The organism is Mediterraneibacter hominis (assembly GCF_014287475.1).
Classification (GTDB): Bacteria; Bacillota; Clostridia; order Lachnospirales; family Lachnospiraceae; genus Mediterraneibacter; species Mediterraneibacter hominis.
In genome coordinates this window covers 158,604-174,684 of record NZ_JACOPF010000003.1, presented here as the reverse complement: position 1 = coordinate 174,684, position 16,081 = coordinate 158,604, and the positions used below count along the sequence as shown (strand labels likewise).

Annotated in this window: 8 protein-coding genes; 3 read left to right on the top strand and 5 right to left on the bottom strand. The window is 40.2% G+C overall.

From position 1 onward, the window contains the following. Window positions 1-636 precede the first annotated feature (636 nt). A complete protein-coding gene (locus H8S37_RS17320; protein ID WP_186876635.1) occupies window positions 637-1,971 on the bottom strand; it encodes a sensor histidine kinase in 1,335 nt (444 codons plus the stop codon). After that, entirely contained in the window at window positions 1,964-2,665 is a 702-nt protein-coding gene (locus tag H8S37_RS13735) for a response regulator transcription factor (protein ID WP_186876785.1), read from the bottom strand. Before H8S37_RS13735 ends, H8S37_RS17320 begins: the two co-directional genes overlap by 8 nt. Window positions 2,666-2,864: 199 nt before the next feature. On the opposite strand from H8S37_RS13735, the gene H8S37_RS13730 reads away from it, so the two are divergent. From H8S37_RS13730 to H8S37_RS13720, 3 genes are read left to right on the top strand one after another with little or no spacing between them, the layout of a single operon-like run. After that, on the top strand, window positions 2,865-5,387 hold the full coding sequence (locus H8S37_RS13730; RefSeq protein ID WP_186876634.1) for a YfhO family protein: 2,523 nt from the start codon (window positions 2,865-2,867) through the stop codon (window positions 5,385-5,387). Then, window positions 5,384-5,776 carry a GtrA family protein gene (locus tag H8S37_RS13725; protein WP_186876633.1) on the top strand — a complete coding sequence of 131 codons (393 nt, stop codon included), beginning with the start codon at window positions 5,384-5,386 and terminating at the stop codon, window positions 5,774-5,776. Before H8S37_RS13730 ends, H8S37_RS13725 begins: the two co-directional genes overlap by 4 nt. Further along, window positions 5,769-6,689, top strand: coding sequence for a glycosyltransferase family 2 protein (locus H8S37_RS13720; RefSeq protein WP_186876632.1), 921 nt, complete (start codon window positions 5,769-5,771; stop codon window positions 6,687-6,689). Before H8S37_RS13725 ends, H8S37_RS13720 begins: the two co-directional genes overlap by 8 nt. A 218-nt stretch (window positions 6,690-6,907) precedes the next feature. Here the strand turns inward: H8S37_RS13720 and H8S37_RS13715 are convergent, their stop codons facing one another. The 3 genes from H8S37_RS13715 to treP form a co-directional block, all read right to left on the bottom strand. Then, window positions 6,908-11,710 carry an SHIRT domain-containing protein gene (locus H8S37_RS13715; protein WP_186876631.1) on the bottom strand — a complete coding sequence of 1,601 codons (4,803 nt, stop codon included), beginning with the start codon at window positions 11,708-11,710 and terminating at the stop codon, window positions 6,908-6,910. 577 nt (window positions 11,711-12,287) lie between these two features. Beyond that, window positions 12,288-13,952, bottom strand: a complete 1,665-nt coding sequence (gene treC, locus H8S37_RS13710) for an alpha,alpha-phosphotrehalase (RefSeq protein WP_186876630.1) — start codon at window positions 13,950-13,952, stop codon at window positions 12,288-12,290. A gap of 48 nt (window positions 13,953-14,000) precedes the next feature. Further along, a complete protein-coding gene (gene treP, locus H8S37_RS13705; protein WP_186876629.1) occupies window positions 14,001-16,007 on the bottom strand; it encodes a PTS system trehalose-specific EIIBC component in 2,007 nt (668 codons plus the stop codon). Between the last annotated feature and the right edge of the window lie 74 nt (window positions 16,008-16,081).

The window sequence follows — 16,081 nt, the reverse complement described above, 5'->3', positions numbered from 1 at the left end:
TAATTGTTCACCTGCTGCAGTACCACTATCTAAATATTCCAGCCGGCTATTAAATTATTACTTCTATAACTATTCATTCTTATTTATGAAATAATATTCTGTCTGATGTTTCTTTACACATCTTCAGAAATTCTGTTATATGTGGTATTATTTTCCAATATATCTGCAAATGTAAAATCTAAACTTTATCCAGATTCTTACTTCTCCGATTCATTTTTTCATTCTATTTTTCTGGATGTTTTATTTATTATGGTAAAGGTCTCTTTCTTCACAGGAACCTTCATTTGCCATACCACTGATATATTGATTTGTAAATGACGATATACTGTCCATTGGACCCTTGCCTCCTTGCTCTGTATTTTTAACCTAATCGAACATCCTTTGTTCTTTTAGATAAATATCCTTTTGAGATGTTTCCTTAAATAATCTTGTATCTCTTTTGGATTGATTACATAATAGCACAGGGTCTTTTATTTGTCAATTCATTTTTTATTTTTTGTTAAAATAAATTTATAATTGTATTATTTATATAAAATTTTCAGATTATTTAATCAATTTATTGTATTTATCTTCCTTTTTATCAGCTATATTTAGGTGCTTCCTAAAATTCATTCTGACAATTCTGAAAAAATATATTTATACTTCTAATTGAATCTGTACTGTATATATATTATTTTCTTCAGACTGGTATAGCTGCCCCCTGTGAAGCTGTACCATCTTCTCTGTGCTTTTCAGCCCGATTCTGTTGCTTTCTATTTCCGCATGCTCTGCTTTCACTGTATTGATTAAAAACACTTCCATTTTTCCGCTTTTTATCTGACATCGGACAATAACAGGATTTTTCTTTTCTCCATATTTCAGTATATTAGAAAACAGATTGCTGAAAATACGTTTCAGCATCATTTCGTCTCCCAATAAAGCGCCTTCTGTTCTTATGATTTTTCTTTCTACCTTGAAACCTGCCAGTGTTATAAAATCACAATTTTCGTTCAATACATTGTAAATCACATTATATGGAATAGATTTCAGCTCCGGGCTCTCTGTCTCTTCAAATACCAAGGCATATTCAAACATCCGATCGGTCATTTCCTTTATATCCTTTGTCTTTTGCAGGCACCGGTTTATATATTCTTCTGCCATATCCGGACCATATCTTTTTAACTTCAATACTTCCAGATAGCCTTGAAGGATTGTAAGTGGTGTTCTCAAGTCATGGGACATCGCCGTAATCAAATCTTGATTTGCCTTTCTGCTCGCCGCCTCTTTTTGTATATTGTCGTCCAATGCTGTACGAAGGCCATTTAACTCCTCCGCCAAGACACCAATTTCATCATTACCGCATTTAGGCACGGGGTGAGACAAATCTCCCGACGCCATAAGCAAAACCTCTCTTTTTATTGTAAGGATACGTTTTATTAACCGGTTTGCAAAAATAAATATGCCTGTGGTAAATATAAGTACACATAGGCAAATACTTACAACAACATAAGGATAGACATACTGTGTCCTGTAATAACATGCATATGCCACCTCATAGGTACCATTTTGAAATTCCACCGGAGTATACGCATGGATTTCTCCCAGTATATCTGTTCCATTTGCTAAAATCGAACGATAGAGCAGTTTATTCAACACAGGAGCCGCCCTGCCAATCCGAAACAATCCGTCGTCCTCTCCATAAATGGACACAGAAGTATATGTATCACATACCGAATCAAAAAATGGCTGCATTTCTTTATACGCCTCTTCTGTTATATCTACTTCCGTTTCCGGTACAGTATACTTTAACGCCTCCTGTGCCACTTTGTCCAGAAATGCCTTTTCATCCCATTTCTGTATGATTCCGTATTGTTCCATAAATTCGCACACTCTGTCCTGATTTTTCCACAGGTATAGATATAAGAGTAAGCTAAATGCAGCCATTAATAAAACAATACCGATTAGCTTCAGCCGGATTTTTATTTTAACCACACCGGTACCCCCTTCCCCATATTGTGCGGATAAGCTGTGGATTTTTAGGATCCTCTTCTAGTTTTCTGCGCAAATTTCTGATATGGACCATAACGGTATTATTTGCCCCATAATAATACGGTTCATTCCAGACACTTTCGTACAGGCTTTGCGCCGAAAAAACTATACCTTGTCTTTTTACCAGCAAAACCAGCATTTCATATTCTGTATCTGTCAGTTCTATTCTAACGCCGTTTTTGTACACGCTACGGGATTCGGTATGAATTTCTATGTCGTAGTAACGGATAGCTTCTGTTTCTTTTTCCCCCTCCTCTTTTCCTCTGTATACCTGATAGCGCCGTATCAAAGCCTTCGCTCTGCTTATCAGCTCGTTGTAAGAAAAGGGCTTCGCCAGATAATCGTCCCCTCCGCTTGAAAATCCCAGTGTTTTATCTCCCTCCTGCGTTTTGGCACTTAAAAATAAAATAGGAGTGTTACTTATTTTTCTTATTTCTACACACGTCTTATATCCATTCATTTCCGGCATCATAATATCCAAAATAATTAAATCGTAATTTTCCTCCGAAAGAAGCTCAAGCGCTGTATGTCCATCCTTCGCCCCCTCTACTGCATATCCTTCTCCTCCCAGCAGTATCTGAATAATTTCCCGTATTTCAGGATTGTCATCTACAATCAGAATTTTCGTATCTCTCATCTGCATATCTATATTACTCCTCTTTTATATAGATTCGGACATATGCCTTTTACGTCCTGTATCGAAATCATCTTCTCAATTATACACTTTTTTAAGAGAACTGTATTTTATCTTAAGAATTCTTTAGATTTACTTTCGGCATATTTTAAGAAGCTGCCTTTAAGATATTGCCTGTAAATACTGAAAAGGAGATTTCATTTTGAAAAAGAATCTGATTTATCTTACATCCTTATGTTTTATTTTTGCCGCCGTCACATTTTTATGCCTGCCTGGCGGCTGTATATTTGGTTCCAATACTGACTGGTTAAGCCAGCATGTCTCTCTGGCCGAGACAATCCGCAATGCCTGTGTGGAACAAAAAACATTACTCCCAGTATCACTAAATCTGGGCGGAGGAAGTAATGCTTATCTTTTCTCTTATTATGGCTTTCTAAGACCTGATATACTAATTGGCTGCCTGTTTCAGGATATTCCCATGCGTTTTCTTCTTATCGGTTATATTTTATTTTCCTGCCTTTTCGCAGTGCTGCTGTTTTTCTGGTGGATACAAGGAGAAATGAAAGACCGTTTCTTATCATGGTGTGCCTCTGTGCTTTTCCTGACTGCCGCCTGTTTTTTCCATGCTCACAGACAGATTATGTTCATAAACTACCTGCCTTTCCTTCTGCTTGCTCTTTTGTGCATACAAAAGAAAAAAATTCGTTTTCTCCCTCTCTGCCTGTTTATGATTTATCTGCACAGCTTTTATTTTTCTGTTTCCTGTATGGTTGTTATCGCATGGTACTGGTATCAGAAAGAAATATATGAAATCCGAAAAAACAGATTTTTCCGTTCCTTATTTTTTAAGTCCTTATCAGGCTCTATCATATTAGCCAGCGCTATGGCTGCTGCCCTTCTGCTTCCTACTGCGCTCGTTCTTCTGGAACACAGACGTTCTCTTAGCACTGCGCCGCTTCTGGACGTCCTTGCTCCGGATTTTACTATGAGTGGACTTTTATACAGTCCTTATGGAATGGGACTGACGATACTTTCCCTTTATGCGCTTTTGATAGGGCTTACTAAAAAGATATTTTTTAAAAACAGTGTTCTCTATCTGGCTGTTTCCTGTTGGTATTTTATCCCCTATTTACTAAATCTGACACTATACCCGCGAACGAAAATACTCATTCCTTTTGTCCCTCTGATTCTTTTGCACACAGTACAAATTTTACAACATCTTATAACAGAACAAAAGAAAATAGACGCTTCGCGGCTTACATTTTTGTTTCCTTTTCCGCTTCTCATTATAATTGCCTGTTTTTCCTGGCAAAAGGAACGCTTTTCTTTCGTTCTTTTGGATATAGGTTTTTTGTTTGTTTTTCTTTTTACAGTGGTCTTTGCCCGCCAAAAGCTGGCAAAATACAGCCTGCTGCTTCTTCTTGTAGTGCCCTGCCTCTTATTCATACAGACCGCGCGTACGGATAATTTTGTTAAAAAGGGACAAACAGACGAAGCCTTTTCTGTCCAAAAGACAAATGAACTTAAGTTTTCTCCCTTATACCGGTTTGACACGCTTACTGAGCCGCTTACAAATTGTAACCAGCTTCCCAATGTCCGCCAGCCTAAGAGTACAATGTATTCTTCTGTTACAAATCAGAAATATCTGCATGTGTACTATGATGTTTTGCAGACTCCTGTTCAGATTAATAATAAAACTGCCCTTTTAAGCACAGACAATCCTTTTCTTCTGCATCTGCTCGGCATACGTTATATAGAAGCTGCGAAAGACACTGTACCGGCAGGCTATAAAATACTACGAACATCTGGAGAACATGTAATCGCAGAAAATGAAGAAGTCCTTCCGATTGGTTATTTTACAGATAACTTCATCAGCCAGGAACAATTTCAAGCTTTCAGTGAAGCAGAACAATTAGAAGCCATAACAAAATTTACTGTAATAGACACTCCTCCCGAAAAAGAAACTATCCAGAAACAGGACGTCACCTTCCAGCGAAGAGCTTTTACTCCTTTATGGGACAGCCTTACCCTGCCTGATTCTCTGCGGTTGAAAAAAACGGAAAATGATATCCTTGTACGGGCTTCTTCTGAAAGTACTCTATCGCTTTCTCTTCTCAATCCGGCGCCCGACCAAATTCTTTTACTTGAATTTCAAGTGGTAAATAAGGGAAGCCATGCCGTTGTCATTGACATCAATCAGATACGGAATAAACTTTCGAAAGCCTCAGCGCCGTATCCCAACGGCAACGATATGTTTCATTATCAGCTTTCACCGAATAAAGCAGATACATTAGAAATCACCTTTTCGAAAGGTACTTATCTTTTAAAAAGTATACAGTGGAGTACGCTTCCCAAGACAATTTTTTCGCAGAAAACGTTTATTCCTCTTAAACTATACGGCAAAGAGCTCCAGACAGATACCAATCGTCTGTTTGAAGCTGATACACTCCTATCCGGAACGATTGAGACAGATACAGACGGGTACTTTGCTACCTCTATTCCTCTGCAAAACGGTCTTAAGATACTTGTAGACGGGCAGAGCGTACCTCTTCTAACCGTCAATGAAGCCTTTGCAGGCACAGAGCTTTCGAAAGGAGCCCATACCGTTCAGGTTCTGTTTTATCCGCCTGGCAGGACGGCCGGCTGCCTGCTCAGTATCACCGCCCTTATTTTTTATCTGTTTTTATTTATAAGATGGAACATGCAAGAAAGGAAAACATTATGAAGCATAGAAAAGAATTTATCACCTATCTGTTAAGCGGAAGTTTGACAACCGCGGTCAATTATACTTTGTACCTCCTCCTACTGGTATTCACACCTGCTTATCTTATAGCAAACAGCCTCTCGTGGATTGGCGCTGTCCTTACCGCATATTTGCTAAACCGGAAATGGGTCTTTCATTCCAGAAATAACCCGAGACGCCAGTTTTTGTCCTTTGTCGCTCTGCGCTTTCTTACATTGCTTGTAGAAAATGCACTTCTGTGGTTTTCTGTCCAGCATATTTTTCTGCCGCCTTTGCCGGCAAAGATCTGTGTCAGTGTAATCACTGTACTGGCAAATTATTTTTTATGCAAATATGGCATTTTTAAAAAGGAGGAAATTTGTCATGGATAAAATAAGTGTAATTGTTCCTTGTTTTAATGAAGAAAAAGTACTTCCCGCTTTTTATCGGGAAACCGCCAAAGCAATAGAACCTATTTCCGGCGCCGCCTTTGAGTTTATCTTCGTAAATGACGGCAGCAGCGATCATACACAGGAGATTCTCCAAACTCTCGTCTATAAGGACAACCGATGTAAATTTATCTCTTTCTCACGTAATTTCGGAAAAGAAGCCGCTATGTACGCCGGATTAAAAAATGCGTCTGGAAACTACTGCGTCTTTATGGATGCAGATCTTCAGCATCCCCCTGCGCTTTTAGCAGAAATGTACCGCGTGTTAAAAACAGAAGGGTATGACTGCTGTGCAGGCTTTAGAGAAGATCGGGCAGGAGAAGGCCGTCTGCGCAATGCTTTGTCCCGCTGCTTTTATAAAATCATAAATAAACTCTGTGACTTGAATATGGCAGACGGAGCCGGAGATTACCGCATGATGAACCGTATGGTCGCCGACTCTATACTGGAGTTCAAGGAATACAACCGATATATGAAAGGCATCTTCTCCTTTGTAGGATTTGATACAAAATGGATTCCATTCCGTAACGTGGAGCGCGCAGCAGGTGAGACAAAATGGAATTTTGGCAGCCTTTTTCAATATGCCGTAAACGGGATTCTTTCCTTTTCTTCTGCTCCAGCCACTCTTGCCGGAACCGCAGGCGGCTTACTGCTCCTTTTTACTTTTTTGACTGCCCTGCTTCTTCTCCTTACCGGACATGGATTAAACGGTACAGGATTAATTGTCTGTCTTATCCTGTTTCTAAATGCAGTCCAACTGTTGTTCCTGTCCATACTGGGACAGTATATCTCCAAAGATTATATGGAAAGTAAAAAAAGACCTATATACATAATAAAAAAGACGGAAGGGTTTTAGGCATACTTTAGACAAATTTGTGGTTCTTTTATTTATCTTTAATAGATGGGGCAAATCCGCTGAGTCCACATTGCTGTATGCCATCACGGAACGGGAGGCCCTTAGGAACTAATACTCTAACAAATGAACAGCGGCCTGAAAATCAGACCGCTGTAAATTATCCTCTCATTTATTTATAATGTAAATTTTTCTTATTCTGTCAACTACTTTAGGAAATCTTACTCTTTCTTTTTCCTTCTTATTTCAAGTAGTACAGCCAAAATCAATACCGACACCACGAGAATTGAACTCCACAACGTAAGATTCGCATTGTCTCCTGTTGTTGGGCCGTCTGTTCCTTGAGCTTTACCAGGCGCAGACGGTTGAGATGGGTTAGTATCTCCTTTATTCGGAATGTCATCCGTAATACTTGTATTTTTTTCATATGTCCATATTCCTGTAAATTTTACGCCTTCCGCTGAAACTTTGCTGTCCGCGTCCCATTTCTGGAATGTCCATACACCATCTTCCGTTTTCACTTCTTTTGAAGTAACCTCCGGCGCTGTAATCGCAACACCTTCTGTATATTCTTGGTCGGCTTTCGGCGCCGAATCCTTAATACTCTGCGGCAGTTCTTTTCCCTCTGTTCCACTGATGAATTCATAAGCAGGTGCATAGGACTTCTGCCACATTACTTCAATAGGACCAAACTGTTTAGAAGGTACGTCAAACAGGATACCTGTCTCTGTCTTTCTTAAATTATTGACAGTATGCGCTTTCGTCTTATCAATTTCATCATCCAGATCACTGTCTGTCATATCGATCGTGTAATCCCGCGTCAACCCTTCATACCATGTGACAGTAATTGTAGCCTCTTTATCAACTCCCTCTGGATATGGATAGTAGACCGTTACATCATTTTGTCTGGTTCCTACCCATATATTTCCGTCTGTCATATCCACAAGGTCAATATACTTAAAATCCTTGTGGAGCGTACCGCCTAAGTCAAATGTATCTTTATCAATGGCGTCCAGGCTCTTTTCATGCAGCTTTTCTACACGCGCCGGCTGGCCCAATACATTTTCCAGAAGGTTATCCCACAGCAGACCAATCTTCGCATTTTCTCCCACCGGCATATCCGGATCTCCATTTTTTAAGAAAGTTGTTCCCTCTTTTACATGGGCATGCGGTTCTTCGGGATCGCATGCATCTGTATGTGTGCCGGTCACAGCGTCAAATACACCGTCAAGAGCGCTTCCTTCGGACAAAGCAGCCTGCCCCGTCATACTGCGGAAAGAAGAAGCTTGTATATCCTGAGGAGATTCATGGTTATATACATTCTTAAATGTATCTGTAGAAAGCGTGTCTGCATTTTCGTTATCTGTAACGTCTCTTACATTGACAGTTCCTGCCTGTACACCATCTTCGGAAAGCCAAAGCACATATTTATCATCTATAATAACATCTTTTCCTTTCAGCTCCGCTAATGGATAGACATGCAGTGTATATACACCAACGGTCGCTGAATTTTCTACTTTTTTCCCGTCTTTATCCACATAGTTCCATGCAAATGGAAGTCCCTTTTTACTAACGTCCCATTCGTTTCCATCAACGGTTACTGTATGTCCGCTCATCTGTGTTGTCCACGCAGGTTCCGGAAGGGCGTCTCCTGTTGTTGTGCTGTTGTTGCTTCCCAGTCCCCCTTCATAAGCCGTCAGATCTTTCGCGATAACCTCCTGATATTCATAAAACTTCCACGTACCGATAAACTTTTGTTCGGCTGTGATACTGTCAACCTCTTCTGGCGACCAGCCTTTAAAGAGCCAGATTCCTGTCTGATCCTCTGTCTCAATCCGGGTCTTCTCCGGCTCTGGCGGAGTTACCTTTTCTCCATGATTTTTTCGTTCGGCCTCTGGCAGCAGAGCTGTGATTTCCTTAGGCAATCCTTTATCTGAAGCTGATTTGAATTCATAGCTAACGATATATTGGTAAGGCTCAAAGCTCCATGTACCTGTGACAGTAATATCCTCTGTCCCAACTTCTATTTCGTCATAATCCCATCCGTCAAAAGTCCATACACCGTCTACCTCGGAAATCTCCTCTTGTTCTAACACCGGCACTGTAACTATATCGCCTTTGACATGAGTTTCTTCCGGAGGGAGCAGGCTTGTAACAGAATCTGGAAGGTCTCTGTTTTCTTCTGTATCGAATACATAGATTACTTTATGTGTATTTGCTATATATTCCCATGTCCCCGTAAATGTAACATCCGAGGTTACCTTCTTAACTTCCTGCGGCTCCCAGCCTTTAAATACCCATTTTCCGTCACCGTCTTCTACTTCTGTAAAGCTGCTCACAGAAGGCTTTGCGGTCTTTCCATGCGTCACCTCATCTGTTTGTGTATCCGGTTTCTGTTTGGTTACGCCTTCTGGCAGCTGTTTGCTGCTGTCCGATGCTACGAACTCATAGATCACATCATATTTATTTACAGTAAATTTCCATTTCCCTGTAAAGATAATATATTTCTTCGAATCATCTTTTCCTTCTTCTAACGTGTCCTCGCTTACAATCTTTGAATCCTCGTCATACCCGACGAATTCCCATACACCCATAGCCGCGTCAGGCGCGTCGCTTTTTGGTCCTATAATTTCCGTATCTTCCGGCATAATGGCTGATACCGTATCTCCCATGGCATACATGCTTTCGTCAAGCGGAAGCTGGGCGGTTACCACCTTCGGCAGACTGGCGCCTTTTGTTCCACATTTAAATTCATACAAAACGCTGTAAGCTCCCTTTTCGGCTATCTGCCACATATAATTCTTGTCAGAAGCTTTTACATCGTCTGTTCGTTTGAGATATTTATTACTGGTGCTGTCTGAATTATGTAATACAAATACACTTTCTTCTGGTTTTTCATCCGTACCCTTTTTGGCTACTATATAATTATCTCCTACAACAGAAGCTGTTTCTTTCCATTGTTTGTCCATGATATAAACCGTTGTCGTTCCCGTGGTATTTCCGTTTATCCTCATAGTTATTTTATTATTGTCTGTACCGTAGTTCGCGCCTTCTAAAACGACAGGTACATATAACTCAGCGCTGTCACCGTTATAATCTCCCTCAATTACCACAGCTCCTCTTTTGTGCCATTGTGCCTTTCCAAGCTGTACATTGCCCTTTATTGTCGAAGAAACATTCCTTGTATCCAGAATTACATTATCTTCTGCGGAAAGATTATAGGAATTATCAAATGGGTTATTGCCCTTTGTCTCACTGCTGCCCGGGAAGGAAGTTTTAAAATAAATACTGTCTACTTTTACATAAGAGCCTTCCTTTATAACAATATTACCACAGTCTTGAAAAACGCCTGTCTTGATATTAATTCCGTTGATATTTATCGTATTCTTTGCGTTTACTTTCTGCGAATCGGTTTCTGTCCTGTTCCCTGTGATAAAAGCCGCGTTTACATCCGAACCGATATTTAAGACACTTGTTCCTTCTATTTCAAGATCTCCCGAATTGTTTGCCAGTCCCAGCTTGCCAAATTGATATGTATCATCGGAAGACGGAATTGTAATCTCTACATCTCCTCCTATATGGGTATTCCCATTTGCAGTTATTACATCTGGAAAATTGTTCTCTGAATCAGAGGTATTTTTAAACTGATAGTTTATACTTATTTTTCCTCCGACCGTTATCTTCCCGTATCCTGCGGCATAAATGTTATGTCCCCTGTCGCCTTCGCCGTATATGTTTAATAAAATATTTTCTGCGATATTACACGAATCTCCTCCGCCGTAAATAGTGGAAGATCCGTTATCATAAGCAGATATAGTTACATTACCGGCTTTGGCCTGATAACCAGCGCCATAGACAGTGGGGCATGAAATCAGATCTGTTCCCATATTTTCATAGCCAATCTGAATATTGACAGTTCCTGCGACTTCAGCAGGCTCTGTATTTGATTTTCCATATCCTCCGCCGTAAACATAGCCCCCGGATATCGTGCCGGAATAGACAGTAACGTTTACATCTCCATTTATATCTCCGTAATGGCCGCCGCCATATAGATTCTGCAATTGTACAATATCCTTTTGTGCCTGCTCTTTACTTCCAACAGTAATATTTACGTTTCCGGTTACATCTCCATTCTTACCGCCGCCATAGACACTTTTGAATATTCCGCTCCGGAGAATGAGATTAGTATCGCCTTCTACAGCTTTATTTTCAGCGCCGCCATAGATGATCCATCCCGTAGATGGCCACTGTGCCTGTGAGGTTGTACGCTCCGTTGTTTCGAAAAGATGTCCGCCGCAAAATAATGTAGGTCTATCCCCACACATCTGTACGTTATCAAGTGTAATATCGCCTTTCAGCTCACTGAAATCTGATATTTTTACTTTTGCCGTATGTCCTTCCTCGGATTTATAGGTAATATGTTTGCCTTCAACTCCAGAAATGACAATATACGACGTTACCTCGTCAGAAAAAATAATGGTTGCTTCTGTATTTTCACTTGCGGCAATCTCTTTCAAAACCTTACTAAGTTCCGCGGAACTTTTCACAACATGTTCGCCGCTGTTGTCGGCTATGGCGTTTGGTTCCGCACTGAACAGAGTATTTTCGTCCGCGACACTTTTGTCTGAAATCTGTTCCTCTGTGCAGTTCTGAATTTCTGTAACCTCTATAGTCTGCGTTTCCACATAGTCTTCCGTCAGAATCTCTCCATTTTCCGTCGGTACGAACTTCTGATATTCTATCGTAAATTCATAGTTTCCATTACTGTCCGCTATAAATTCTGGTGCATCGAGATCTATCTCTGTACCATCAGATGTCTGAATCCTTTTGATCGTAATATCTTCACTTACATTTGTCGCGTCGCCGCTAATGAATACTTTATTCTGTTCTTCATCATAAGTGCTCTTTATCTGATACCCACTCGTTTCTGTCTCCTGTGCATAAACAGGAGTTACACCGGCAATACTTACCGCAACCATGAAAAATGCCAGCAGCATCGCCAGGCTCCTCTTGATCTTACTCATTTTTTACTCCTTTCCCTTATGGTTATAAATGAAATCTTAAGACACAAAAAAGCATAGTTATTTCATGTGTGTATACATGAAATAACTATGCTTCTTTTTCGTAGTTTTCTTTAATTGTACGCAAAAAAGGGCAGACGTTACCTTACTGTCTGTCTGTCTGTCTGTCTGTCTGTCTGTCTGTCTGTCTGTCTGTCTGTCTGTCTGTCTGTCTGTCACCAGCGTGCCAGCTTCTATACATGACTGTCAACCCCTTTTTTCATATTTCCATTCATTAAGATTCCATGAGTATTATATAGGATTAAAAGAATAAAGTAAATGTTTATTTTTACTTACTTCTAATAGTTTTCCCCTTTTTCATAGTCATAAATATCTATATAGCAACAAGCACTGCGGAAACCGACAAAAGAGGCGTGTGAAAGAGATATTTTGTGCTTAGAACCACTCGAACGGATGAGGTAAAGCGGGTCCTGCCCTGTGTTCTGATATAGTGTTTTTTGCGTACCTTCTGTCAAAGCTTTTCTTCCAGACAAGAAAGGCATTTTTGTCAGCTTCCGCAGTGCTTATTGCTTCGTTAACTTTATATTTTATACCATACTTGTGTTTCATATGGCTGTAATTTCCATATGTTATTTTCTGGTTTTCTTATGTTTTTATAGTTACTTAAAATACACTGAAAGTCTTTTAATTCTGTCTTATATTTCCACTCGCAGTCTCTTCCGTAAAAGTTAGCCACAATGAGCATCTCCTGCCCTTCATAAGTCCTCTTATATGCAAATATACAAGGATGGTTGATGTCCAATGGTTCTATAGAGCCATAAGCAATAATATCTAATTCTTTTCTTAGAGCAACTAACCTTTTGTAGTAACAGAAAACAGAATCTTCCTCTTCCATCTGCTGTGCGGCGTTGATATGTGTATAATTCGGATTTACAGATATCCATGGCTGTGTTTTCTCACTTCCGGTAAAACCTGCATGTGCAGATGTATCCCATTGCATAGGCGTGCGGCTGTTGTCACGGGAATGTATCTGCAATATGCGGTAAGCATCTGATTCTGTCAATCCTTTCTCCTGTAAAATACGAAAATGATTCAGACTTTCCACATCCCGATACTGGGAAATATCTGTAAACCCCGCATTTGTCATTCCTATTTCTTCCCCTTGATAAATATACGGCGTACCACGCATAAGATGTATCATTGTTGCAAGCATTTTTGCAGATTCCTTCCAGTATTTCCCTTCATCTCCAAAACGTGAAACGACCCTGGGCTGATCATGATTACACCAAAATAGCGCATTCCAAGCATGGTATGCCTCCATTTTTGTCTGCCATTCAAAAAGAATATTCTTTAGTTTTCTAAAATCTGCCGGTACCAGTACCCATTTTTCGTTTCCCATGAAATCTACCTTCAAATGATGAAAACTAAATACCATAGATAATTCGCCAGTCTTTTCTCCCGCATAGTCATAACAGTTTTCAATAGAAGTACTGGACATCTCGCCGACGGTCACAATCTCTGTGTCTGTGCCAAAGGTCATATCATGCAGCTCTTTGAGATATTTATGAATATTCGGGCCGTCTGTATAATATTTTCTCCCATCCCCTTCTGTATCATCTTCAAATGTCCCCTTGCTAATTAGATTAACTACGTCAAAACGAAAGCCTTTTACCCCTTTATCCATCCAGAATTTTACAATGTTTTGTAATTCTCTGCGTACATTTTCGTTGTCCCAATTTAAATCTGCCTGTGTTACGTCATACAGGTGTAAATAATATTCATCAAATTTTTCCACATATTTCCATGCACTGCCGCCAAATTTACTTTCCCAGTTCGTGGGCGGCTCTCCGTTTTCCTTTCCTTTCCGAAAAAAGAAGAAATCTTTATAGTATGGATCTCCTTCCAGCGCCTTCTGAAACCATTCATGTCTGGTTGACACATGGTTAAAAACCATGTCAAACATAAGCTTGATACCGTGTTTGTCTGCCTCTTTTATCAGCTCCTCCACATCTTGCATCGTTCCATATCTAGGATCAATCTGATAATAATCTTCCACATCATATCCATTATCATTTTGAGGCGATACAAAAAACGGAGTCATCCATATATAGTCCACGCCTAATTCCTTTATATACTCCAATTTTGATATAACACCTCTTAAGTCCCCTAATCCATCCTGGTTACTATCGCAAAAAGATTTTGGGTAAATCTGATAAACCGTACTTTTTCTAAAATCTGTTTTCATAGATATTGTCATTTCCTTTCTCTCTATGGATTACAGAACATCCTTTTCCTATTTATAAGAAATTACTGTTGTTTTCCCTGCTGTCGCTTCTATACCGGTATGCATATTTACCTCTGAAGTCTTTCCCTGGGCAGTTACAATTAACATCGTCGTGCAGGGATGCCCTGCTTCCTTGATCTTTTCTGGTTCAAATTCTATAAGAGCGTCACCCTCTTTTACATGGTCGCCCTCTTTTACAAGAAGTTTAAAGCCTTCTCCATTCATATCCACTGTATCTACACCTACATGTATCAGCAGTTCCATTCCATTGGTCAGTGTCAGTCCGCACGCATGTCCTGTTTCCGCCATAACTACACTGACTTCTGCATCTGCTGGAGCCGTTACGACCGTATTCTCTGGTTCAAATGCGATTCCGTCGCCCATAATTTTCTGTGAGAAAACATCATCCGGCACTTCTTCAATCGGTATTACTTTACCGCTTAATATCGCTTTTAATTCTCCATTGGAGGTCATATTTCCCTCATTTTCTGCTGCACTGCTATCGTGTATACGATCTGCCGGAGAGATTTCTTTTGTTTCTGTCTCTTCCACTATTTTTTCTACATTATTGGAAGCTGCTGCATTTCCATATTTATCTGCATCTGACAGTTTAATTTTTCCCACAATGAATGTCAAAATAAAAGGAATTACAATCGCCACTGCCATTGCCAGAAGGAAGATTAGATAATATTCCGGCTTGATAGAAAGAATTCCCGGCAGGCCTCCTACACCAATACTCAACGCCTCTACTCCGAATCCCACTGAAATCATTGCCGCAGCTGCTGAACCAATCATACCGCATACAAGCGGAAATCCGTATTTTAAGTTGACACCAAACAATGCCGGCTCTGTTACACCCAGATAGCAGGAAATACACGCTGGAACGTTGACCTGCTGTGCACGCTCATTTTTTTTCTGTATAAAGCTCATCGCTAATACACTGGATCCCTGTGCAATATTGGAGAGGGCAATCATAGGCCACAAAATGGTACTTTTAGCCGGAGAAGCAAGAAGCTGGGAATCAATGGCATTTGTCATATGATGAAGTCCTGTCATAACAACCGGTGCATATAGTAATCCAAAAATTCCAGCAAATACAAAACGGAAGTCAGATGTCAGACCTGCATACACAACGTCTCCGATTGCGTTTCCAATTGTCCAGCCAATTGGCCCGACTACCATATGTGCAATAAATACCGCAGGAACCAGTGAGCAGAATGGAACAACAATCATACTGATAACCGCAGGGCAGATTTTTCGGAAGAATTTCTCCAGATAAACAAGTACAAATCCCGCAAGCATAGCAGCGATGACCTGTCCCTGATACCCAATCATCTGTACCTTAGCAAACCCGAAATCCCAAACAGGAATGTCTTTTGCAGGAGTAGATGCCACATCGAATCCATTTAAAAGCTGAGACGATATCAGCGTCAGTCCAAGTATAATACCAAGAATCTGTGTTGTCCCCATTTTCTTTGTAATCGACCATACAATTCCTACAGGAAGCAGCCAGAATACAGCTTCACCAATAAGCCAGAGAAAGGAATCCACGCCTGCCCAAAACTGAGAAATATCGATCAATGTCTTCGTTCCGTTATCAAAGAAATAAATTCCATCAATAATATTTCTAAATCCAAGAACAAGACCACCACAAATTAATGCAGGAATAATCGGTGCAAATATTTCACCCAGGTTACTCATCATTTTCTGGATCACATTCTGATTTCCTTTTGCCGCTTGCTTTGCTGCTTCTTTACTAACCCCTTCTATGCCGGCGTAAGCGGTAAATTCATTATAAAATGTAGATACATCATTCCCGATAATTACCTGATATTGTCCTGCCTGTGTAAATGTTCCTTTTACGCTGGGTAGTTCTTCAATCGCTTTTTCATCCGCTTTTTGGGGATCTGCCAAAACAAAACGCATTCTTGTCATGCAGTGGGAAACTGCCTGGATATTCTCTTTACCTCCGACAAGTGTTAATAAATGTCTTACATCGTTCTCATACTTTCCCATCGTATTTGCCTTCCTTTCTCCTTCTCCTCATAATATCCTTTCACTTTAACTTGTTTGAACAACTTTAATATATC